This window comes from Rariglobus hedericola, from assembly GCF_007559335.1.
GTDB classification, from domain to species: domain Bacteria; phylum Verrucomicrobiota; class Verrucomicrobiia; order Opitutales; family Opitutaceae; genus Rariglobus; species Rariglobus hedericola.
The window spans coordinates 2,224,719-2,248,765 of record NZ_VMBG01000001.1; the positions used below are offsets into that span (position 1 = coordinate 2,224,719).

A 24,047-nucleotide genomic window follows, 5' to 3' on the forward strand; every position below is an offset into this window, starting at 1 on the left:
ATCCGTCAACGACCGTTCCAAAACTCCGGCGTCATCAGGCTGGCGATCAACAATGCCATACCCGCCACCGTGATGATGCGGCTGACGATCTTGATCATTTTAAGCCGGCTGAGCACCTGCTCGTAGGTGAGCTTGCCATCCTTCATCGCCTCTTCGGCGCTCATGCGGTAATCATGCGCCCGCCACCGCATCCACACACCGCAAAGGGTGAGCAGCACGGCAAAAAGAAGCATGGCGGGATGGGAAAACACGGGGAAAAGGTAACTTAAGCCCTACGATAGTATCGGCTTAACTTTCATCTTCTAAAGCCCTCCCTTTGCCTACCGGCAAGTTTTATTAGTATTTGATTGCATCAGACTTCAACGCGGTGGCCTCGGTCACCGTGTGTGCCGCCACATGCCCGTCGACAAATACGCAGTGCCCCCGTTCGAAATGCCGCGGAGCCAGCGAGGCCACTGCGCTATCGCTGTCCACCACCAGCAGCGTGCGCGAGGGCTCCACCACCTCGGCCACGCGCACCCGGAAGTTGTAGCTGTAGTTGCTCGAGTTGGACGAAGTCGTGAGCGCTTTCACCATCCCCCGCGACGTCAGCAGGTCGTTCATGCCGTAGCCGCGGCTCACCACATTGGCATCCGTCACCGTAAACTCCGGACACTGCACATACAGGTCGTTCGCGTTCTTCGCACCTTGGATGTTCTGGGTGAATGTCCGCGCCGAATACGGACTGATCTCCACCTGCCAGTGCCCGAGCGTGTTCAGACTGCCTTTGGCCGGGTCGGCATTCGTATTTTTCGATACCGCGGGCAGGAAACCCTGATTGTCCGCCGCATATAACCGGAAAGACGCGCCCATCTGACGTAGATTCGAGGTGCAGGTGGTGGCCTTCGCCTTCGCCTGCATACGGCCCAGCAGCGGCAAAACCAACGCCGCCAGAATCGTGATGATGCAGATCACCGCCAGCAGCTCGATCAGCGTGAAGCCGCGCGTGGCAACGACAGGACGGCGGCACTTGATCCGTGAACAGGGGTATTTCACGGGACCAGTTTCCCTTTGCCTGAAAACCCACGCAAGGTCGCCCGCTCTCTACCCGTAGAGAAGCGCATCAGGCCTTGCGCTTGGTCCGCGGTTTCGGCGTCCCGGTGCGCACAGTGGTCCCGATTCTCCACTCACTCTCGACCAATGTGCGGATCGGCACCGCCGGCAGACCGCGTTCGCCGCGATGAATCATATCCACCAGAAAATCCACCGCCTTGCGGCCGATGGTGACACTGTTCTGGTAAATGCCCGAGACCGTGCGGTTCTGCTCCAGCAGATCGATGCCAGCGTAACCGATATCCTTGGGGATCTTCAGTCGCATCGTCTTCATTTGATCGAGTATCCGCCCATAGGATACGACTACATCGGGACGGTGCCGCTCCAGCCATTCCTCGAGGGCGCTTCCTTCAAGATCGTTTTGCAGCACGGGAGGCAGATCCGCCAGATCCGGATGCAGCCAGCGGGCAAGCAGGAAGCTGCTCAACCAGCTGTGGCCGACCTTCGCATCCCACTCCTTGCCGATATACATGCCGATGCGGCGGTATCCCAGGCCGTAAAGCCGCTCGATCATCATGTTCATGGAATGCGCATGATGATTCGTGATCACATGCAGCCGGGTCGGTTGCAGGCTGTAACCCAGCGCCAGCGCCGAGAACTCGCTGTAATCAAAATCGATCCAGATTCCCGGCTTGGGCTGCGGCGCGATGATCACCGCCTGAATACCACGGGCACTCAACACCCGCCGGAGTTTGTCCGGCGTCATTCCGCGGGCATGCAACCAGAACTCTTCGACGACATAGCCGAGCTCGGCCGCCCGCGCACACGCGCCCCGATGGTATTCACCGAATTCCGGAATGCGCAGGAGTTCCGCACGCACCGGCCAGTTGTTAATCCACGCAATCGTCGCCTGATAGTTGGGGCGGCTCCGCGTTTTCCGATAGGCGTTCAACGCCGTGAGCATCGGGTCCGGCCGGTAACCCATCGACTCAGCCAGTTCCTGCACACGACGCTTGGTCTCCGCGTTGAGCATCGGACTGTCGCGCAACGCCAGGGCCACCGTCGTGAAATGCAGTCCGGCCTTGGCGGCAATATCGCGGACAGTGATACGGGACGGAGTGGGCATGATGGGGGTGGCGCCGATCACGGCTTTTCCGCCGATGACTGGCAAACGCCTAATCGTGCCATCCACCCGCGCAGCTTTCATCGCTCCGCGCGTTTCGCCAGATCGCGGCGGGTGGCGAATTCCTCCGCGAAAACAAACTCCGCTTTTTGCCCGATCAGAAAATCCATGATGCGCGTGAAATTCTCGTAGCGTTCGTCGTTCCACTGCATCGGATGCCCTTGGATGACGAAGTATCCCGCGCCGCGATTGTGCGCGTAACCCTCGATGAACTCCGGATAGTTCGCCACGAAGGTCGGCTGCTCGATGCTCACCGCGAAGGCCCGGCCTAGCACGATTTTGTCTGCAGTCGCATCCGGCGGACCATACATCCACACGCGCATATCCTTGTCCTCGCCCAGCACACGCACCGTGGTCGCATCGGCCACGTTGAACGGCGCGCCAAACGCCACGAAAGGAAACCCGAGTTTCTCCCGCGCCAAGCGCTGGCTGTCGTCGAGGTGCTTCTTTTGATGCTCATAACTCGTGCCGCCGAACTCGAACATCCGCTTCTCGCCCTCCTTCCATTCCGCGTGATCCCAGCCATGCCACCAAAACCCCACGCGACCGGTGGCGCGCTGATCCTTGATCCACTGGAAATACTCGGCTTTTTCACCTTCGAGCGAGTTAGCCACGATACCCAGGTCGATTTTGATTTTACGCTCATGGGCAAAATCGGTGACGCGCTTCCAGCGGTCATGAACCTTGCCACGGCGGTCCGCCAAATCATCGAGTTTCACCACGATGGCGGACGGCGACGCGCCGCGGGTCGGATCGGCTTTGATCTCCGCCAGCCACGCGTCCACCTGTGAAAGTAGCGTCTCGCCGGCAACTTCCTCCACCAAGCTCAGATCATCGATAAAAGCCGCGCGCACCTTTCGCACGATGGGCGCGATGGAGACCAAGACCGACTGCGTGCCTTCAGGCGCGACCGCCTTTGCCACGGCTTTCCCGAACCACACGCCCGGTGTCTTGACCGGCACGCCCGGCCAGTAACGCGGAACCGTCCCGCCCTTGAGCACCTGACCAGCCGTATCGAGAAAAAGGATACTCACATTGATCGCGCCCGGCACCCCGGTAGATTTCGCCCAATACGTCAACGCGTAGGTGCTCCCCGCTTTCGCCGGCAGCACGTTGCTCGACAACTGCCACCGGTCCGCGGACGCATCGTAAATGCGCAGCCCAGCCTTCCCGAGAGATGCCGCGTCCGCAGTCACGACCGCCACATCGGCCTGGCCTCCCTTGAGCGTCCATCCGGCCAGCCCGTCCTCAAAGTTACCATTCATGAGCGGAAGCACGCCGGCCCAAGCCGGGTTGCACAAAAGGGCGGATAACCACAGGAGCTTCATGGATAGGGGTAATTGATTGCTGCATCTCCACACGTCTGCCTCACCAACCGAGATCGCGCTTCAGCGTATCGGCGAGTTGAGCGCCCATCAGGGCGTGGGTCTTGGCGCTCGGATGCCAGGAGGCACCAATGCCGTTTTCCGCCTTCTGCACTCCAAAATCAATGAGTCGCACCGGCGGGCCACCTGCCTCGTTGCTTTGCGTGATCACTTTGTCGATATAACCCAGAATCGTGGTGCGGACTTTACGCTCGGGATTCCAGTCGCCGAGCATCGTGCCCACCGCGCAATAAACCTGCGCCTTCGGATAATGGGAGCGCACGCGCTGGATGAACTGCACATACGCGGCAACCCAGCCGGCTTCCTCCGGATTCACCTTCGCGTTAAAATCGTTCGTCCCGAGGTTTATCACCACCACGTCAGGAATCTCACGCTTGAAGGACCACACCGGAGTTGCCGAATAGGGCAGCACGCGGTCGTAGAGTTCGACGATAGTATTGTCCGGCCAAAGTTTTTTCCCGGACCAGGCAATGCACACATAGTCCGCATTCACCGCACGTGCAGCCACCGCACCGTAGGCCAGCCAGGCATTCTCCGTGGCGGCGGAAAACTTCTCTTCTTTGCTGGCGGCCTCGTTGCCAAAACCGCAGCTGATGGAATCACCTATCACTTCAATGCGACGCGCGCGGGCGGGCGTCGGCAGAAGCTTCGCACCGTCATCAATCGTCAGGCCGAGCAGGTTCGTATTGCCGAGCGATGCCTCGGTGCGTTTGACCAACTCGATGTGGTGGCTTCCAGCCGGCAGGTCGCTGGCCACCGTATACACTTTTTCGCCGGCTTGCAGCGTGAGCACACCGGCCGACCGGCCATCGATCACGACCTGCCAGAGGTTGTTGCCCTTGTCGTTAAACTTCACCGAGACCGAACCTCCGGAAACGGTGAACGCAACGGTGCTGGCCGACCAGGCGGCGCGCGGAGCATCGGCCTGGCGATCATCAAAACGCCCGACGTAACGGATGAGCGAATCCGTCGGCGCGATCTCCGCGGAGAACAGCGAGGGCGCAAACGAGGAACCGGACGCCAGCAAGGCGAGACCCGAAAACAACGAGGTAAATTTCATAGGGATGGGAAACTCGAAAACAAAAACTCACGCACGTCGACGGTGCATGGTCAGAGCAGCCACGAAACCGAGGCCTCCGATCAATAAAGAGATCGTCGTCGGCTCCGGCACGGCGGAGACCGTGAGATCGCCACTTGCCTGATCAAAAACAAACGTGGTGGTGCCTGCCGCTCCGCTCCAGACGCCCGAACCGTTGTTGGAAAGATTCGCCACATAGCTGCCGGCAATGGACACCGCGGAGAAATTACCTGCCGAAACTCCCGCACCAAAATCGATGAGATCAAAAGTTCCTCCGACTGCAAAATCGCCGGTGAGATCGAGCTGCAACGAACCGCCCAGCGTCAGCGTGCTACCCCCAAACGTGATCTCGCCATGCGTGCCCGCCGCCGCGTTGAGGCCGATGGCATTCGCGCCGCTCATCGTGAAGTTCTGCGAGATCGCCACCGTGCCTGTGCTGACTGACGTGCCACCCGTATAGCTATTGAGTCCGCCGAGGGTGAGCGTGTCGGTGCCAGTATAAACGACGCGGGTCGTTCCGCTGCTACCATTCAAGATCGTGCCATTCAGATTGGTCGTGCCCGCACCGGTAATCGTAAGGTTTCCGCCGTTATATGCTGAGATCGGGGCCCCCATCGTAAGCGTGCGTCCGGACGCCACCGAAATGGTCGGAGTGCTGCCCATCATACGAATCACCCCGAATGAACCTCCGCTGGTAATGGTCAGGTTCTTTGTTGCCGACGAAAGATCGATGGAGCCGCTGGTGCCTCCGCTAACACCGATAGAGAAGGTCGCATTGCCTAACGCCAACGTGACGTCGTTACCCGGATCGACCACGCGAAGTCCGAGCACCGCAACAGAGCCGCCGGAAGCAACGCTCCCCGTGGTAGTGGCAAACGTGTTATTGAAAATGACCCAATCCGCGTTGCTCGCTGCAACGACAGCATCATTAGGAGCCGCATACGTTCCGGCCGTCCGCAAGTTGGATGTATTATCGGCTTTGATAAGGTCGGCCGCGTTCAGCACGGGCATACAGCCGGATAGACCGGAAAAAACCAGACAGCAGACTTGGGGTAGTTTCATGGGGTTTCGGTCAACCTGCTTCCATGATTCCAACGAAGCAATCAGCCCGCGTCTCTACGTGTAGAGATTCCCCGCTTACTTCCCGCCGCCTTCCTGTTGCGCAGGCTTCCCGCCCAGGCTCGCGGCATAACCTGAAGGCGTCATGAACACCGCTTTTTGCGCAACAAGGAAATCGATGATCTTCACGAACTCGTCGAACCGTGCACCCGCCCAATGCGTCGGATGGCCCTGCAGCACAAAATAGTCGCGGCCGGGATTCTTCGCATAGCCTTCGACAAAACGCTGGAAGTTGGGATTACCCACGGCGGCCTCCAGGTTCACCGCCCACACGCGATCCAGAATCGTGACCTTGCCGCCAGCGGCGAGCTTGCGCCCCGATGCATCGATCGGCGACGGATAAAGCCATACCTTCATCGCCGGATCCCTAGCCATGACTTCCGCCGTGTCCGCATCCTGATGAAGTGCGCCACCGCCGCCGGGACCAAAGGTCGCGAACTCGAAGCCGAGCTTTTCCTTCGCGAGTTTCTGCGACCGCTCAAATCGCGACCACTGCTCGTCAAAGCCACGCCCCCCGAACTCGCTGAGTTTTTTACCCGCTTCGTTGGTCCACACGGCGTGATCAAAACCATGAAACCAAAATTCAATCTCACCCGACGCCTGCCGGTCTTTGATCCATTGCGTGTAGGCCGGCGTCGCCTCTCCCAAGGTCTGGGCAATGATTCCAAAGCTCACCTTGATGTTCCGGTTCTTCAGATAATCAGCGATCTTGATCCACGACGCATGCACCTTGCCATCGATCTGTCGCAGATCATCGAGCTTAAGGATGATTACCGGCGGAGCCTTGCGCGCAGGCAATTCGGGCAGCGTCGCCGCAGCTGCGTTAGCCGTCACGACCGGCTGCACCCCGATGATCGGCCGGGCGTCGCCCGCCACGCCCGCCAGTTCAAAATCATCGAAGTCCGCCGTGCCCATCGCCGTGCCCCACGAGTGAACCCACACCGCCACGGTTGCTGCACCTTCCGGCACAATCGCCTTCAACGTGTAAGGCGTCCACTCGCCAGCCCCCTTCTTCACACCCACCGATGGCATGCCTCCCGTGTATTTTTTGGCTTCGTCCTTCACGGGCTTTCCGGCCGCATCATGGAACCATAAGTAAACTCCGCAAAAATCCCCCTGCGCCCTGGCCGAAAAACTCAACGCGAGCGCCTGCCCCGCCACGACCGGCAGCTTTGCACTCGTGAGATCGGATCCCTTTTGAGCATCGGCATCCGTAACTCGCAAACCACCTTTCCCCGTGTGTGCCGCCTCGGGTGAAACCTGCGACATGGCATCCCTGGTCACCCAACCGGTGAGACCTTCTTCAAAACCGCCGTTAGGCAAGATCGAGGCGGCAACAGCGGCCGAAACCGCCGCGCAAAATAAGAACGCGCTACAAAACAAACGCATGAAGTGGGGCATCCCTCGATTGTCCCTACGCTTGGCGCACTGACCAGCCCGCCGTTGCGCTACATGTAGAATTCCATCACCGAAACCACCCGCCCGCATTAACTGCGACGGCGGCGTGCGACCACTGCGAGCACCAGCCCCGCCGCGCCTGCCAGCACGGCATACGCAGACGGCTCGGGCACGACGGACACAACGAGATCATCCACCCCGATCGCCGACTCATGACCGCTTTGATCACTGTCCGTCCACCGGATGAAGAGCGTCTTGTCCGTCGTCCAGTTGAGATCGGTCAAAGTGAGGCTCACCGACTGCTGGTTGGCGGAGAGATTGCCATTCTGAACCGTATTGGAAACTGAACTGGGCGACGTCACGGACAGCCCCGCGGATGTTGTCATCGAAGCGGTGAGAAAGTTGGAACCATTTAAAGAGCCTCCGCTCAATCCGTATGCAAACGTCAGAACCTGCGTGGTGCTGGCCGTGGTGCGCCAAAACTCGGCCGTATACGTGATGGTAATCGCGTTGATCGTGGCACCCGTCGCGTTGGTGAAGCTCGTGCCAAAAACAATATTACCATAATTGGTCGCGTAAGACACACTGCCGATCGACCGGTCCGCATCCGCCGAATCAACGCCAAAGCTGTAAAACCCGGCCACATTTGCGTTGCTCGCCGCCCACGGTTGCAGCGCGAAATCCGTGCTCGTTCCGCCGGTTTTCGTGCCCACCCAGTTTTCGATTCCGATATTCGTCTGCGCGTTGTTGGTATCGCTCAACGTGAGCGGCGTTGAAGCCGTGAGCGTATTAAAGTTCTGTATATAATTTCCGTTGAAACTGATCTGGGCAGAGGCCGCCGTGACCAGGCAGAATAGGCCGGCAAGGGTAAGATAAACGTTATGCATGGGGTAAATATTCTCGGGGTGGAGTGAAACGAAGATGTGCGGCTCTCCATACATGACAAAACCCCCGATATACTACCTGTAGCGCATTTTCACGGCCGCGCCTTCAAGTCATGCGATCAAAGGCATCCAGGGTGACTTCGCCGCTTAGTGACTCACCCGCGAGATAACGCCGCAGATTCTCCAAAGCATGCTCTCCGCAGAGCGGATACGTCTCGAGCGTCGGTCCCGCGATGTGCGGGGACAACATGATTCCCGGTGCCGTGCGCAGCGGATAATCCACCGGCATCGGTTCGCGATGAAACACATCCAGCCCGATGCGCAGCCGTCCGGTCGCGGCCTCGGCCAGCAACGCGTCTTCGCTTACGATCTCACCACGCCCCACATTCACAAAAATCGCGTCGTCTTCGAGCAAGCGCAGAACCCGCGCATCCACCGATGCACGATTTTCAGCTGTGAGGCTTTCACAACAAATCATCACCTCACTGGAACCATACAATTCGTCCAGGCTCCTGCAGGGCTCCACCCCGTGACCGGCCATAAACGCCGGCGGCACACCATGCGAATACGCTCGAATGACCGCCGGCTTGAAGGGCGCCAGCATCGTCGCGATTTCCCGCGCAATCGCCCCGAAACCATGCAGGCCTACCCGCCGGCCGCGCAACGCGCGCGTGCGGAGCCGCCGCACTTGATCCACCGTCCATCCGCCGCGCTGCATCGCTTCGGGCCACGAACCGGCTCCACGCAGCAGCGCTAGCGTCATCAGCATCGCATGCTCGGCGATGGTGTGGTTGATCGACGAACCCCAGTTCGTAGCACGCACGCCGCGCAGGAAAGCCTCGCGCGTCAGCAGCGATTTCAGCGAGCCCGTGATGTGGCATATATACTTTAAAGAAAACTCCGGCGACATCACCCAGTCCGCCGGCAGTCGCTTCGCACTCCATGCCGTAACGACAACGGTCGGCCGCCACTCGCACAACATCCGCGCCCAGCCCTCGGGGCCCGCCGCGTCGGTATCGATATACGAACACACGTGGTCTCCAAACTCCTCCCATCGCAGGCCAGGCAAAAACAGCGCCTGCTCCCTTGTGGTAAACGCGAAGAGAATACGCTCCGTCGCCACGGCCGGTGCGCAGATTTCGGCGAGTGGCTTCATGGGTGTGCAGCCATCCGGCGTTTCAGTTGATCAAAATACAGTGAGCGCGGCACAAGCAGTTCTCCCCTGCCCTCGCCCTCGACGAAATCACTGGAATCCACTTTCGAGGCCGGACCGCTCGTGCCGATCACGTAGCCATCCCCAAATTGGTGCGAATACACCAGCACCGGTCGCTCCAGGGAATATCGCAGTCCCCTCGTGTTCCAGAAAACCGACTGCGTCGTGGTGACACCGTGCACCGGATTTCCGCCCCAAGGACGGAATGCGCGCGCCTCTAGAAAATCACCATCGCACATCACATTGTCCAAGAGGTTGGCCAGCGAGAGAAACATGTGAAAGTCCGAGCCCAGTTTGCCGTCTTTCGCTAAGCAATCCACGATCACGTTGCCGCTGGCCGACATCGTGCCGAAGTCGTAGTTGTGCCGAGCACCCTCGACGCGACAATCACGGATGAGATTGTCCTGTCCATTGATCGCGAAGCCATAGCCGTTGCCACCGCCACCGCGGTATTGCGGAAACTTGAAGTTGCAGTCGATCACCGTGACGAGCCGCGTGCGCCACAGCTTCAGAATATTGGAAAGCGCGTGGATCTTCGGATCGTTGCCCTCGGGTGAATAGGTGTGCACGCGACGAAGCCAGCAGTTTTCAGCGAAAGAAACCGCGATGGCCGCAGAGCCATGCACACCGTGTCCAACCGTCCCGGCCTTGGACCAGTCTTCTTCAGCAAGGCCTTCGCCTGGGTGCTGGCGCATGCCGATGGAAAAATCCTCCAACCCAGACTCACTGATCATGCGGCCGGAAACCTTCACGACCTGCGCGTTGTCCGCCGTGTAGAGAAATCCGCGCAGCGGAATATCTACGGTGATAACATTATCGATCGCGTCGATTACGGTGACCCGACGGCAATAGGTAAGCGTGCGGTTCTGCGACTGGCCGGGTGTCCACTTGCCGTTCATGCCAATAGTATCGATGAAGTGCTGCGTGAGGTCGTTGCGCACCACGATCAGATCCCCAACTGAAAACCCAGACACATCGTCGACGGGAATCTGCGACACCGGTCTGGGCAAATCCTCACGTATTTTCACGCCATCCACGGGCTTCCCATCGGCGTTCCAAGACACGGGAACGCGCGGCTTGAGTTCGATCACATTTTTTCCTGCCATGTCCGTGGCGTCGTTAAAGAGGAGTGTTTTCCCTGCGCCCGCACCGCGCAACACCACGCCGTCGCCACCCAAAACCAGCGCGCCCTTTGCTCCTTGAGGAGGCGCCACTCTATAGGTTCCGGCAGGCATATAAACCACCCCTCCGCCAGCGGCACCGGCGACGTCAAGAGCCCGCTGGATGGCCGCCGTCGCATCAATTTTTCCCGTGGCGTCGGCCGAATAGGGTGCATGCGTGACGTCGATTACGTTGCCCGTGCGATCAGGAATAGCCGTCTGGCCGCAGTGGTAACCCGCATGGGAAAAATCGTGCAAAAAACGGCCCGCGCTATCAGTCAAACCAGGCGTCCATTTCTCTGGATACAACGTGGAGCGCCAAGGCTCGGCCGCAAGCCGCCCAGCCAGCAATGATACCAGGCACATGAGCAAAAATGACCGACGGGAAGGGGTTAAACCGGGCGACATGGATTCACCTTATCGAGTCATCGATATCGCCGTAAACCCACGAGAGCGGCAGTTTGATCCTACCTGTAGAATAACGTCCGGCCGATCCGGCCACGGACTCATTGAGCGTAAGGATCACGATTAAACAACTTGTAGGCATCGGCCAGCGACAGCGTTTCCACATGGCCGTCGACAAACAAATAGTTTGCCTGTGCGCGATGGCGTTGAGGATCTGAACTCTCAAACGTTTCGCCTGTCGGATCGCCCGTCCAGACCGAGAGGACGTGTGACTTCGAATCCCCCGCCATGATCGTCTTGGCGGGACGCACGATGGTCACCCGCGGTCTCTGAAAATAATAATCCATTTTCCCGTTCATGCCCGTAAGACCATCCGGGCAAATGGCGAAGGGGTTACCTTCGATCCCGCCGATGGTCTTGATATCGACGCCAATGTAGGACTTCAGCTCCACCCACCAATGGGATTTGTTAGGGTTGGTCCGGCCGTCGAGATGACCGGTGTTGTAGGTGACCGCGGGATAATACCCGCGATAATCCGCAGCAAACTGATCAAGCGCCGAACCGACCGACCTGAGATTGGCCGAACATTTTGCTGTGCGGGCACTGGCTCGCATCGGTCCCAGTGTCGCGAGCACCAAAGCGGCCATCACCCCGATGATCGCGACCACGGCCAGCAGTTCGACGAGTGAGAATCCGCAATGGTCGCGGCGAGGGAGGGCCTGCACCCTGGGGCGTGGGTTCATGCGAGGAACATGGGGCCACCCTCCGCCTTTCCGCAACGCAGCCGGGATACTACCTGTAGCGCATCAAGAGGTGGAAAGCGTTTTCTGCGGACGCAGGGTTTTACCCGGCACCCACACACCGTCCACCAGCAGATGCAGCGGCATGTCCGGCACGCCGCGTTCTCCGCGATGCAACATATCGACGAGCACATCCACGGCCTTTCGCCCGATATGCGGACTATTCTGGGTGATACCTGAAATCTCCGGCGAGCTGCTCGGCACGCTCAGATTCGCAAAGCCCACATCCTTCGGCATGCGTATGCCCATCTCTAGGAGTTGTTCGTAAAACTGCTTATGCGACACAATCACATCCGGCTGCTCCTTTTTCATCCACGCCTTCACATCGTCGAGGCCAAATAACTTCACCGGCAGGATCTTCATGCCCGAAGTAATAAGTTCCTTCGCGGTCAGCACGCCGCCGAACCAGCCGTGGCCGACCTTTTCACTCCAGCTCGGGTGCACCGCCAGTCCAACCTTGCGATAGCCCAAACGGTCAAGGTTTTGCATCAGCAGCAGCATCGAGCGGAAGTGATGATTGGTCACCACGTGCAGCGCTGGATTTCTCAGGCTGTAACTCAGCGAAACCGCCGAAAATTCACTGAAGTCGAAATCGATCTCGGTGTGCGGCTCCGGCTGCGGCGCGAGAATCATTCCTTGGATGTTCCGGGCCTTCAGGATGCGTCCGAGCTTGGCAAACGAAAGGTCCTTACCGCGCATCCAAAATTCCTCCACTTCGTAACCCAGTTCCGCGGCACGCTCTTTGATTCCATCGTGGTAGTCGCGGAAATCATCGTTGGAGCGCAGGAAGCCGCGCTCGGGCCAGTTGTTGATCCAGGCAATCGTCGCCTGATAAATCGGCCGCCTCCGGGTCTGCCGGTAGGCATTGAGCGCCGAAAGCATCGGATCGGGCGAGTAGCCCATCTTCGTCGCCAATTTCTGAATACTCTTTCGCCTCGCTTCGCTGATACGCGGACTGTCCCGCAGGGCGAGGGCCACCGTGGTGAAATGCACATCCGCCTTCGCAGCGATGTCACGGATGGTAACGCGGTTGCTCATGGGGTTAAGGCGGAAGCTAGAACCACATAGACTCGACCTGCCAAACAAAACCCGCGCCCGCCGGTTTCAACGCCGGGGCAGATGCACGTCGGCGTAGTCCATGAAACGCGCCCAGTCCTCGCCCTTCAAATCGTGGCCGCCCGCACGCACATGATAGCCGATCGCGCCTTCATGCCGTGACTCGCCGACCTCCGGAAACGGTGCGGCGCCCACACCTTTCAACCCGTAAAGAGCATAGACCGGCGCCGCCTCCACGCAGGACTGAAACTCTGCCTTGGGATCGGCAATACTGTCTTCGCGTGCGCTCGCCACATAGGCCAGCCGCGGTGCGATCAGGCCAATCAGTTCATGTTGATCAACCGGCAACGCGGCCTCCCGATCATCATAAGCGTGATAATTCACCGCGAACCAGTGCGGGAAAGTCGCGTTAATCTTCTTCACTGTCTCGCACTGGCTCGTCCGTGCCAGCGCCGCTCCCGTGGTCCCCGAATCATTGCTGATGGCCAGCGCCACGCGTGCATCCTGCGCGCCACACCACAACGCGGTTTTCCCTCCGCGCGAATGCCCGGCTACCGCAAAGGCCACGCCCTTCAGCCTTGGCTGCGTCTCCAAATAATCGATCGCACGACTTGCGCCCCACGCCCAGGCGCCGATTGCTCCCCACTCGTCTCCCGCGCGCGGTTTACCCGCCGGACCGAAAACGCCAAACACACCGCTTTTGAAACCATCGTCTTTGCGATCAACCGCCACCTCGCCATTGTGGAACGCCGCCGTCGCATAACCGCGCGCGATCAAATCCCGCACCGGCCAGAATTCCGCGGGGTCTTCCTCCGCACGGTCGATGATACGTGGCGAACGGTTTACAATCAGCACGACGCAGCCTTTGATCGCCCCGTTCGTCGGATAATAAACGGTTAACTTGAAACCGCTCTCCCCGCCTCGCCCCGAGTAAGCGATCTTCACCCTCCGCCGCACGGCCGTGCCATCGAGCACGGCCGTTTCTTCCTCCAGTGGTTCAAACCGCAGATCCTTGGGCCGCTGCACCGGATTCCGTCCGTAAACCTGGTCGCGAAACAACTCCAGCACCTCGGCACGACGACCTGCCTCCCATTGTTGCGCGGTTTCAATCCGCCGGCCATCGGGCAAAGCCAGGGGATCGGGCAGCTCTGCCGCGATCGAGCACGCGAACGGGACCAGACAAAGCAAAGCCATTAACACAAACCGGCCGTTTTTAGGGGTAGCCATGGGTGCAGACAAAAAAAACGGAGGCCGCTTGTAAAGCGACCTCCGCAAGACCGGTCATGGAAACCGGTTGTTCTCAAGTCATGAAACCCCACGCGTGATCAGCGCGTGAACTTCACCGAGCGCACCTGATAGGGCGTGATCGGCAGCGCAAATTCACCACCGGCGGACTTCGCATTCGCCAAAGGTTGGCCCAGGAAATCCACCGCCGTGGCCTTCGCCTCGTCGGCTACGCCGACGGTCACTTTACCGCGACGTCCGAGTGTCTCGTGCAGACGCAGCACCCAGCCGCCATCGACCGGTTCAGCCCAGGCCGGCACCGCCGATGAAACGCCTCCCACGCGTTCCAGCCCTGCGGAAACCGCTTCGCCGGCGTAAGGAACGCACGCGGTGAACAACGTATCGGCCAGCGCCGCCGGCTGCGCGTGCACCGGGATGTCCGATGCATAACGCGACAGCGCCAGTTCGATCGTGTGCTTGCCCAAGTCTGAATGCACCGGACGATCCGGGGTCGGCCTGATCTTCGGGTGATCGTTGGCCTCCGTGACGAGCGCGCTGCGGAGCAAGCTCACGCCCACCGTGCCGTCGCGCGTGGTGAAACCATACTTCGCCTCGGTGATGATCGAGAGACCTTCGCTTTGCGCGTCGTCGCACACCGCCATCCAGCGGCTGCCGGGAACTTCCCACTGCGCCTCTTCGCGCGCATAACCCGACCACTGTCCACGTAACACACTGCCAAACGGGGCGCCATAACGCGCTTCGCGACCACGATAATCCGTCGCGAAGATACCTTTCAACCAGTGCAACGGATCGCACCAGTCGACGTCGTAGCGCACTCGCAGCGCCGTCTCACCCGCACGCAGCGAATACACCACGGTGATATGGCTCGCATGTGCGATATCATAGGAGAACGCGACGGATGCGACGAGGCCGTCATTGGTCACCACTGGCTTTCCGGCAAGGCGTGCTTCGTGACCGCTGACCATATTGCCGCGATCCACATCCCACGCTTCGAACGACGCGGGTTGATCCGGATACGCACAGAGCTTGTGGCCCGTCACGGCGACTTCATGGCCCTCGACCGTGAGGCCGATGAGCGAGCCTTCGGCGTTGAACGCCGCGCGCACATGCTCGCTCTCGATCGAGGTCGCGGTCGCCTTCGGTGCAATCACGTTCTTGATGGCCAGCACCGACGTGGGACCGCCGCTGAGCGGACCGAGTTGATAGCACAATTTACCGTCAATCCACGTGCGCGGCAGCGGCAACGGGTTGAACCATCCCTTGTTATTGCCGGCTCCCAGCGCCACGTCCGCTTCGGCGAGCGCCTTCGCGGCGAGCATCTGCAGCTCGGGAATCGCCTCGGCATATACCTCCCAGATGGAGCTGCCGGGGATGTAATCATGAAAATGCGAAAAGCTCGCGCGCTTCCAGTAGTGACGGTCGATCGGACCGAGGCCGCGCACCACGTGCACCGCTTCGAGCACTTGCAAGGCACGCTCCAGCGCACGGAACGCCGACTTGAGCGAGCCATGCGTGGTGAACACACCGCGATGCAATTCCAGCATCAGTTCGCCCGTAACGACCGGCAGATCGTTCTTCACCTCGGCAAGGCGCTCGAAGAAGGGCTCGATGTTGCCCCACTCCACGCGCGGCATGCCGGCGAGATTCGAAACCCGGCGCGCCCGCTCGAGCATCTCCTCGGTTGGTCCGCCACCGCCGTCACCGTAACCGGTCGGCTGGAGGAACTCCGGATGCACGGCTGACTGCTGGTGATGGAGCACGTCTTCGCGGATGCGTTTCACATCCACGTTTTCGTTGTAGTCGTGAATGAGCACGACGTGCGCGTTGATCTCCGCACCGTCCGGCCCCTGCCAGCGAAAGCTCGAATGAGGGAAACGATTGACGGTGCTCCACGAGAGCTTGCTCGTGAAAAACCCCTTCACGCCCACACCCGCGAGCAGTTGCGGCATGCAGCCGCTGTAGCCGAACACGTCGGGCAACCAGAACACGTCGCTGGGTGAACCGCGCAACGCCTTGAACTCTTCCTGGCCGATGCGCAGGCAGCGCAGGATCGCCTCCCCGCAGGGCACCTGGGTGTCGCCTTCGACGTAGGCCGCGCCGATCGCGTCCCATTTTTTCTCGCCGATGAGACCCTGCACTTTTTTCAGCAGCTCGGGCGAACTACGACCGACCGCCTCGTAACTCGCCGGCTGCGAATAACCGAATTTGAACTCGGGGTATTCCCTGAGCAGACGCGTCTGCGTGGACCATGAGTGCACCGCCTTGAACTCGCCCACGCGCTCGGGCCAGAGCCACACGAGGTCGATGTGCGCATGCCCCGTGAGCACGGCCTTGATCGCATCCGGCGATGCGGGAAAATCGGCATACACCTTTTTGAGTTCTTTCGCGAAGGCCTCCATTCCATCGCGGTCAAACACATCGATCGCGCGATCCAGACGATCGCACAGACGGCGGAAAAGCGGGCTCACGCGGAATGCCTGCGGGCTGTAGCGCACCGGATCCGTCAATCCCTTGGAAGCGCCGGGCTGCACCGGCTGGCCGTCCCGATACTCGGCTTCGATCAGCTCCAGCAAAACCTTGAGATCATGATAAACACTCCACGCCGTGTCGTTGCGTGTAACAAACTTCGGCGGCAGATAAAGACTGCCGGTCTCTTCAAGGCGTGCCACCTCGCCGGACAACCAGATGCCCGAGCGGATGCACACCGATTCGATCACCAGCTCGCGCACGCCGGCCGGCAGAGGGAACTGCTCATGCGCGAGATCGAGGCCCGCATACGGAACACCATCGATATAAGCGGTGGCCTCGGCCTGGTCCTCCCAGCGAAAATAGCGGGTTTCCGGACCGACCGCCTCGGGCAACGTCACGCGAAACCAACTCTGCGCATACTTGGGCCCCCAGTTGAACGGCGCCGCCGGCACCGGCTTGAAATCATCCGCGGCGACTTCCTTCACGGTCTTGAAGACCAGCGACGACGCCGTCTGCTCGACGAGGCATTCACCGGGGAGCGGACTCCAGATGAGTCTTTGCGCGCGGCGCATGGCCTCGGCGATACGGGCGGGAATGAGCTGGGTGAGAAACGTGCGGGGAAGCATGGGATTAAAGGGGCATTTATTAAGTTACCATTTTTGGTAACTTAATTAAGGACTCAAGATTATTTCGGCGCCCGTGCGGTGGACTCGCCCACAAACAGCGGCGCATCCTTGGGCTGCACGAGAGAAGGCTTTTTCCATTCGCAGCGACCGGTCATCCAGTCGACGGCTTTGAGCAGGTAACGGTCGCGGGGCGGCGTCTGCAACGAGGTCAGCGAGGGCACGAGATACGGCCCGAGCCCCTCGTCGTTGACCGCGCACACCGACACGTCGCGGCCGATGCGCAGACCGTGCTCGTGCAAGGCCCGCATCGCACCTATGGCCGCGTGCACCGTGACGCCATACACGGCGGGTGCGACCGGCTTGCCGGCCTTCAGACGGGCGGACATCAGCTTATAAGCGGCCTGCAGAGAACCATCCACCGGTGCGCTCATCAGTTCGCCCGTGAGCCCGTGTTTCTCGATGAACGCACGCCAGCCGGCGATGCGCGCCTCGATCACCGGGTTGTGCGGATGGATATTGAGGCAGTCGATGCGCCGGTGGCCGAGCGAGCGAAGATGCCCGAGCAACTTGTCGCCCGCACTGAAGGGAAAAACGATGACGGAGCGCAGCCCGAGAGCCGTCTCATCCTGGTCGAGCACCACCACCCGGGCGCGGGCCGACTGAATGCGCTTCAGGAGCTGAGGAGAAATTTTCTCGTCGGTAAATTGGAGGAGAAACACGCCGTCGAATCCGTCGAGCGCCTTGCTAAAAACCCCATCGCTGTAGTGCTCGTAACTGAAGGACCGGGCCACGGCCCCGCGTTTCTCGGCGGCGGCATACACGCCATCGCGCCACAACGCATTTTCACCGCGGAGGTTTCCCGTGTGAAGAAAAGCGATCAACGGACGCCGCGCGGGGCCGTCCGCACCTTCGGCGACTTGCACGCGGCCGGTCACTCCGCGCGAGAGCAATCCCTCCCCGGTGAGTTGCGCGAGGGCTTTGCGCACGGTGGGCCGGCTGAGCCCCAGTTCGGTCGCAAGCTGGCGTTCGCCGGGCAGGCCGCCCGATGCGTGATCGCCGTGCTGAAGCCGCTTGCGGATCAGCTCGACGGCGAGACGTGTCTGGGTGTCGGGACGGGCCATGCGGTGGTTATGAACGGAGGGCGCACGCCAGCGCAAGGCGTTCACGGACCGAAGGAGTGGAGATCGCGTCCATAAAACTCAGTCCAAACATTTCCAAGGCGCGCGATCGGTCAGGAAACGCGTTTCGTTCATCGGCAAAGGCGCCACCTGAAACAACGGAAGGATGATCTCGCCCTTGGAGGTCAGCGGATACGTTTCACCCTTTTTTTCGTAGAGCAGCAGTGCGTTAAAAATACCGCCCGGCCGTTCTCCGATGAGGATATCCAGGTCGACCGGTTTATCAGCACGCAGATCGATCCAGTCACCATATTTTGCGCCGGTATGCGCGGCCGGTTTCGGACCTTGATCCGCCAGCGCCTTCCATCCCAAGCGCGGGAACGCCGTGCTCGGCAGGTTGCCCACCAGCACCACCCGACGATTCACCGCCACGACCATCATGTCATCGGCGGCACCCACAAACCGATAGGTGCCATCCGCCGGCGGAGAGACCTGGGCCTTGTAATGCACGACCCACGCCCGCGGCTTCACGACCGCCTCGACGCCAAATGCCTTGGGAGCGGCTTCGGCGTTCATGCGCCCGGTCGCCACCTGTGTCGTGTAGAGCGGCATGCCCGCACGAAAAAAACGGTTGAACAACGCCTCGTCAAAACCCGCCACGATAAAGTCGTCGATAAACTTGGCGTAGTCGCGGCCGTTGCCGGGGATCGGCTCACGTTGCTGCGTCTGCTTCAGGTCATAAAAAATTCCCACCAACGCCGCCGCCCCACGCTGATTGGTGCCAAAGGCCGCCACCTCTTCAGCCCGCATCGCCGCCGGCAACATCAGCAGCGCCGCCAGCGCACCGGTCAGAAAACCGCCGTGCCACCAGCCCTGCCAATGCTCGGCTTCAGTCGCCATGATGGAGTTTTTCAGACGGACGCTTAGACCGGTTGCAACGCAGCCGAGGCCGTTGGCTTCACAGCAGCATCCTCGCTGGCCATGATAATATCCAGATGCGAGAGCTTCGCGCGAAACGACTCATCGATACGCGCCTGACCACCGCAACTTGAGCGCACCAGCATCTGCGGTCGCGGCAACTTGGTCGACTGGTCCACGACTCCACGCGCCAGGCCGAGTGCGCTCCGGATCAACCAGTGCCCGATGTAATCGAAATTCTGCCGGATCGTGCTCAACGGCGGATCACTGAACTCGCTGGCTTCGGTATCGTTGTAACCGACGATCTGAAAATCCGCCGGCGCACTCAGGCCGATCTTGTGCATCGCCGTCATGAAACGCAGCGCGTGTTCGTCGTCGTAACAGATCACCGCGAGATCGCCGCGAAAATCCTTCCAGCGATCCGCCAGCTGATCCATCGCCGCCGCGCCGGGTCGCACCAACCCGCAGAAGTTGGGCAGGTTTTCCCGCGACGTGTAGCAGGCATACGCGCTCAACACTTTTTGCAGCACCACATCGCCCGCCGAGTCAGGCCCCAGCAACGCGATCCGCCGATGCCCCAACGCGTGGAAATAGCCGCACACCGCCTCTGAAGCGACCTGCAGACTTCCGCCGAACACCTCCTGCTGCTCGAAGCTGTTTTTCTCCAAGCCCGGAATCACCAACGGCAGACTCACCGGCAGCGGACAATTGCGCACAAACGTCCGCACCTCGTCGATCCGGTCGTGCGGAAACCAAGGCAGCGAAATGGCCACGCAGCCCTCCTGTTGAAGCGTCTTCGCCTGGGCGAGACCATCATCACAAAAATCACGAACCCAGCTCGACCGCAGCTCCACCTTGAGCTCCAGCCCCGCATGAGCCATGGCCTGCAACACGCGGTAGGCGTAGGCATTGCCGCCCTGCGAAACGAGCACCCCGATGCGATCCGTGCCCGAACGCACTGAACGCGGGTCACTCGCATGCTTGGAGACAAACGTCCCGCTGCCGATCCGCCGCACCACCGTGCCGTCATCCACCAGTTCTTTCAGGGCACGACGCACCGTCAAAAAATTGCACCCGTAAGACGCCGCCATACTGCGCTCGGCCGGCAAACGCGCCCCCACCGGCAGCGTCTGAGCCAGCTGGCGGATTTCGATTTCGATCTGCTTATGCTTAAATTGAGGAAGTTTCACAGGGGTATCTCCGAGGGGGAACACGGATACTTAACATGCCCCAAGTAACAGCCAGAACCTCTTCCTACGCAATAAAAATATAGCAATTCGCTATATTTTTAGAATCACGAGGATTAATAACTTAATAACTTATAAATAAACATATTATGATTATGCTTTAAGCGAAAATCACCCAAATCAACCTGCCCATTGTAGCACCATCCTAAAAATAACAAAGTGCTTGCATAGCTTTATGAGCATTCCCAGCCTTAGCGGCAGAAGATTCTTCACCCCGCCTTCTCGGAAACCCCTTCCGTCCTCAGAAAATGAATACCCCCGTCGCATCGCTTGCCCCGTCCCGTCGCCGTTCTGCGAAATCATCGCGTTCGAGTGCGTTCACCTTGATCGAACTGCTTACGGTCATCGCCATCATCGGCGTATTGGCGGCAATCCTCATTCCCGTCGTTGGCAAAGTTCGCGATAACGCGAAGTCATCTCAATGCATCACCAATCTCCGCCAAAACGGCGTGGCGATTCAGAACTACGCAGCCGACAACAAAGGGGTCCTACCGGCTGCCGGTTTTTTTATTTCGGGCAGTAGCAATCGAATCTACAGCCTCTCTCCCTACGTCACCGCAGACACTCGCCATCTGCTGAATTCCATACTCCCTTACATAACCGTCACCAAATCGAAATCCTGGGACACCCAAACACTCGTCGGTCAAAGCTACGCTCCGACTTTTGACTGTCCGGCGTTTAAAGGAAACGCCGGAGAAAGCTCCTATCAAGCTGACCGATATGTTGCGGTTTCTGACGGGACCGAAATCCAACCCTGGGGTTGGCACTATAAAGCTGGCAGCGTGTTTATTACTAATCCCAAGCCACTGAAGACCACTCTTCTTCCAGCCGACAAAGTGGCCATCCGCGACCGTAGCCTCGGCATCACAGAACCCAACCACTCGGGCTATCAAAACGCCCTTTACTTCGACTGGCACGTCGGCCGCGTCGCCACGAACAACTGATCGACCACCCCTCGCTACCTCAGTCCACGCCCATGAATACCCCACGTCCGTCCAAACTCCCCCGCCCGCTCGCTTTCGCACTCGGTCTCGCCGCCTCGCTCTGCCCCTCCTTGGTTTTCAGCCAAGCCACCGGCTTCAACAAGACCGCCGGCGGCACCTACGATTACAACGACACCGCCAACTGGGTAGGAGGCACAATCAACGGCGTTTGGGATTCGTCCCTAACGCTGACCGGCGCTCAAACAATCCAGTTTAGCGCCGATACAATACTATCCACTGGATTGGATTTTGAAGCTTTTGGATCACAAAACATTGTAGTCCAGGGAACCGGCGGCGCCAGAACGATCACCCTCGGGGGCGACATCACCAGCAACGTGTCCGTCAACAAAGCAGTGACCATTGGATCAGGCATCACAGCCAACAATCTTAATATCAATCTCGGCGGCGTCACCCGCACTTTTACCGCCGGCAGCAGCAAGAGCCTTACCTTGGTTAATGTCATTTCCAACGGTGGAATCATCGCGAATGGCGGCACGATTAATTTCAACGGAATCAATACCTACAGCGGCACCACCACATTGAATTCTGGCGTGCTCAACATGAATTCAGGGACGGCCAGTTCTGCCTTGTCGGACTTCATTGTTGATGGAGGAGCCTCGCTTTTTTTCAAAAGCGATACGAACGGCAATACAGGAACCACGCGCACAAAGAGCGTGACGATGAATGGCTCAGGCAGCTCAAACGGAGCCCTCTTCACTACGACCGGCAACAGCACAGCCAACTCAAGCGACGTCATCACCAATGCCCTGACAGCATCTCAAGGCTATGCTACCATTGGAGTAAGCGCCAATGCCTTAAAAAACGCACGGCTCTCGGCCGGCAGTTTTTCTCGTGAGAGTGGAAGCTCGATTTTGTTTCGTGGCTCGAGTCTCGGCGTAAACACGCTCGCATCGCTGAGTGCCGGCGCCGCCAACATCAGTTTCACCAGCGCACCGACTCTTGTCGGGAGCGGGACGACGAACCAGACGACGATCGGCATTATCGCTGGAGCCTATGGTGACTCAACCTCGGGCGGCGACGGTAAGGCGGGTGGCTTGGTTACCTATGACTCCACATACGGCGTGCGCCTGCTAAACACCTCCACTGAATATACCGCAGCCATCACCAGCGGCCAGACCCAAGCCGACAACGTTCTCTACCAGCGTGCCTCGGGCGGTGCTTCCCAAGACATCAACCTCACGCACACGGTCACGACCATCAACTCGCTGTCGCTTAAGATCACCGGCGCAGGCACCAACTCAGGCGTCACGATCAGCGGAGACGCCGGCACCACTTTAAAAATCAACAGCGGAGCGATTTTCGCGAGCCAACAGGTCACCGCGGCTAATGCGACGGACGCCATGACGCTTTCCGTTCCCACGATAGACTTGAACGGCCACGAGGGCGTGATTCAGGTTTTCACCAACGGCGTCAGCAACGGCAATACTGTCGCACCGCTAACCATCAGCAGTGTGATTACTAACGACGGCGGCAACGGCGTTACATTCGGAGGCACAGGCCAAACCATTCTCACGGGCAGCGCGGCAAGCACCTACACCGGTGCTACGACGCTCAACAGCGGTATTCTACGGCTTAATAAATCCGTCCTCAACATCGGGCTTACGACCGACTTGGTGATGAACGGCGGCCTTCTGCTCAAAAACACCAACGCGATCGCAGATACCGCCAGTGTAACCATCAACGGCGGCACCTTCACCTTCGACAGCACCACCAGCAGCGGCAACAACGGCCATCAGGAGACCATCAATAATTTCACGATGAATGGCGGTGCGGTCAGCAACCATGGCACCGGCGCATCATTCACGATTAACGGCGATGCAACGCTCAATGCCGGCAACCTGATCATGAACCAAGGCGGCGATATAACAGTTGCCGGAATTACGACGCTAAATGGCGGACTTTTGACGGCTAAAGACTCCACCAGCACTACGGTATTCAACGGATTAACGTCTCTTAACACTGTGCATATCACGAACACGGCGAGCGGAGCCTACACCGCGATAGCATTGACCAGCAACGCCACCAACAAGGGCGCGCAACTTACTCTCAACGGAGACATTACCTTCACAGGAAACGGCACCAATACCAACACCGTCAAGATTGCCTCCACGGACTCTGCATTGGCGAATCAAGGCGTTTTTCGCCTAGAAGGCACACGCACATTTACCATTGGCAACGGCGCAGCGGCGAACGATCTCACCTTCGAAACCGCGCTTGTTGACGGCACCACCAGCGGCGGTCTTATCAAAACCGGCACAGGCACCCTCGCGCTCTCCGGTGCCAACACCTACTCGGGCAGCACCGCTGTCAACGCCGGCGGCCTCACCCTCTCGCAAACCGGATCCCTCACGTTCTTCATCGGCGCCAATGGCGTGAACAACGCTGTCACCGGCACGGGCACCGCCACCTTCGAAGGCTCCTTTAACTTCGACCTCACCGGCGCCGCCGCGATCGATGGCAACAGCTGGCTGATCGTCAACACAGCCACCCTTTCCGAAAGTTTCACCGGCACCTTCGTCGTAAACGGTTTCACCAAAACCGCCAACACCTGGACCCTCGGCAACTACTCCTTCAACGAGGCGACGGGCCTCCTGAGTTACTCGGCTGTTCCCGAGCCCGCCTCCTTCGCATTTCTCGCCGGCGCGGGCGCTCTGATCGCCTGCCTCCGTCGCCGCAAACGCGCAGCCTGAATCCTTTTTCATTTTCC

General features: G+C 59.5%; 19 protein-coding genes. 2 read left to right on the forward strand and 17 right to left on the reverse strand.

Features of this window, described 5'->3' with window-relative positions:
* Positions 1–5 precede the first annotated feature (5 nt).
* The 17 genes from FPL22_RS09670 to FPL22_RS09755 form a co-directional block, all read right to left on the reverse strand.
* Complete coding sequence (locus FPL22_RS09670; protein WP_144230073.1) at positions 6–251, reverse strand: hypothetical protein; 246 nt, start codon at positions 249–251, stop codon at positions 6–8.
* Between the two features lie 85 nt (positions 252–336).
* Positions 337–1,035 (reverse strand): type II secretion system protein, encoded by a 699-nt coding sequence (locus FPL22_RS09675; protein WP_144230074.1) that lies wholly within the window; start codon positions 1,033–1,035, stop codon positions 337–339.
* Between the two features lie 67 nt (positions 1,036–1,102).
* Positions 1,103–2,158 (reverse strand): LacI family DNA-binding transcriptional regulator, encoded by a 1,056-nt coding sequence (locus FPL22_RS09680; protein WP_144230075.1) that lies wholly within the window; start codon positions 2,156–2,158, stop codon positions 1,103–1,105.
* A gap of 77 nt (positions 2,159–2,235) precedes the next feature.
* Positions 2,236–3,543 carry a carbohydrate binding domain-containing protein gene (locus FPL22_RS09685; RefSeq protein WP_144230076.1) on the reverse strand — a complete coding sequence of 436 codons (1,308 nt, stop codon included), beginning with the start codon at positions 3,541–3,543 and terminating at the stop codon, positions 2,236–2,238.
* 40 nt (positions 3,544–3,583) lie between these two features.
* Positions 3,584–4,660: an SGNH/GDSL hydrolase family protein gene (locus FPL22_RS09690; RefSeq protein ID WP_144230077.1), complete on the reverse strand. Its 1,077-nt coding sequence runs from the start codon at positions 4,658–4,660 to the stop codon at positions 3,584–3,586.
* 27 nt (positions 4,661–4,687) lie between these two features.
* Positions 4,688–5,740 (reverse strand): PEP-CTERM sorting domain-containing protein, encoded by a 1,053-nt coding sequence (locus FPL22_RS09695; protein WP_144230078.1) that lies wholly within the window; start codon positions 5,738–5,740, stop codon positions 4,688–4,690.
* Positions 5,741–5,815: 75 nt separating this feature from the next.
* Positions 5,816–7,186 (reverse strand): polysaccharide deacetylase family protein, encoded by a 1,371-nt coding sequence (locus FPL22_RS09700; RefSeq protein WP_238991367.1) that lies wholly within the window; start codon positions 7,184–7,186, stop codon positions 5,816–5,818.
* A 98-nt stretch (positions 7,187–7,284) separates the two neighbouring features.
* Entirely contained in the window at positions 7,285–8,082 is a 798-nt protein-coding gene (locus FPL22_RS09705; RefSeq protein ID WP_162525248.1) for a PEP-CTERM sorting domain-containing protein, read from the reverse strand.
* Positions 8,083–8,185: 103 nt separating this feature from the next.
* Positions 8,186–9,235: a hydroxyacid dehydrogenase gene (locus FPL22_RS09710; protein ID WP_144230081.1), complete on the reverse strand. Its 1,050-nt coding sequence runs from the start codon at positions 9,233–9,235 to the stop codon at positions 8,186–8,188.
* Complete coding sequence (locus FPL22_RS09715) at positions 9,232–10,818, reverse strand: glycosyl hydrolase family 28-related protein (protein WP_144230082.1); 1,587 nt, start codon at positions 10,816–10,818, stop codon at positions 9,232–9,234. Before FPL22_RS09715 ends, FPL22_RS09710 begins: the two co-directional genes overlap by 4 nt.
* Before the next feature lie 140 nt (positions 10,819–10,958).
* Positions 10,959–11,600, reverse strand: coding sequence for a prepilin-type N-terminal cleavage/methylation domain-containing protein (locus FPL22_RS17835; protein ID WP_203235135.1), 642 nt, complete (start codon positions 11,598–11,600; stop codon positions 10,959–10,961).
* Positions 11,601–11,663: 63 nt separating this feature from the next.
* Positions 11,664–12,695, reverse strand: a complete 1,032-nt coding sequence (locus tag FPL22_RS09730; protein WP_144230083.1) for a LacI family DNA-binding transcriptional regulator — start codon at positions 12,693–12,695, stop codon at positions 11,664–11,666.
* 66 nt (positions 12,696–12,761) lie between these two features.
* Entirely contained in the window at positions 12,762–13,940 is a 1,179-nt protein-coding gene (locus tag FPL22_RS09735) for a glucuronyl esterase domain-containing protein (protein ID WP_144230084.1), read from the reverse strand.
* 98 nt (positions 13,941–14,038) lie between these two features.
* On the reverse strand, positions 14,039–17,053 hold the full coding sequence (locus FPL22_RS09740) for an alpha-mannosidase (RefSeq protein WP_144230085.1): 3,015 nt from the start codon (positions 17,051–17,053) through the stop codon (positions 14,039–14,041).
* Positions 17,054–17,112: 59 nt separating this feature from the next.
* The gene (locus FPL22_RS09745; RefSeq protein WP_144230086.1) at positions 17,113–18,174 is read right to left on the reverse strand and encodes a GntR family transcriptional regulator; all 1,062 of its coding nucleotides are present in this window, start codon (positions 18,172–18,174) and stop codon (positions 17,113–17,115) included.
* Between the two features lie 78 nt (positions 18,175–18,252).
* Positions 18,253–19,071: a hypothetical protein gene (locus tag FPL22_RS09750; RefSeq protein WP_144230087.1), complete on the reverse strand. Its 819-nt coding sequence runs from the start codon at positions 19,069–19,071 to the stop codon at positions 18,253–18,255.
* Positions 19,072–19,094: 23 nt separating this feature from the next.
* Positions 19,095–20,279 (reverse strand): substrate-binding domain-containing protein, encoded by a 1,185-nt coding sequence (locus tag FPL22_RS09755; protein ID WP_238991369.1) that lies wholly within the window; start codon positions 20,277–20,279, stop codon positions 19,095–19,097.
* Positions 20,280–20,584: 305 nt separating this feature from the next.
* On the opposite strand from FPL22_RS09755, the gene FPL22_RS09760 reads away from it, so the two are divergent.
* Both FPL22_RS09760 and FPL22_RS09765 read left to right on the forward strand, forming a co-directional pair.
* A complete protein-coding gene (locus FPL22_RS09760; RefSeq protein WP_144230089.1) occupies positions 20,585–21,280 on the forward strand; it encodes a DUF1559 family PulG-like putative transporter in 696 nt (231 codons plus the stop codon).
* A gap of 32 nt (positions 21,281–21,312) precedes the next feature.
* On the forward strand, positions 21,313–24,030 hold the full coding sequence (locus FPL22_RS09765; protein ID WP_144230090.1) for a beta strand repeat-containing protein: 2,718 nt from the start codon (positions 21,313–21,315) through the stop codon (positions 24,028–24,030).
* The last annotated feature ends 17 nt before the right edge of the window (positions 24,031–24,047 follow it).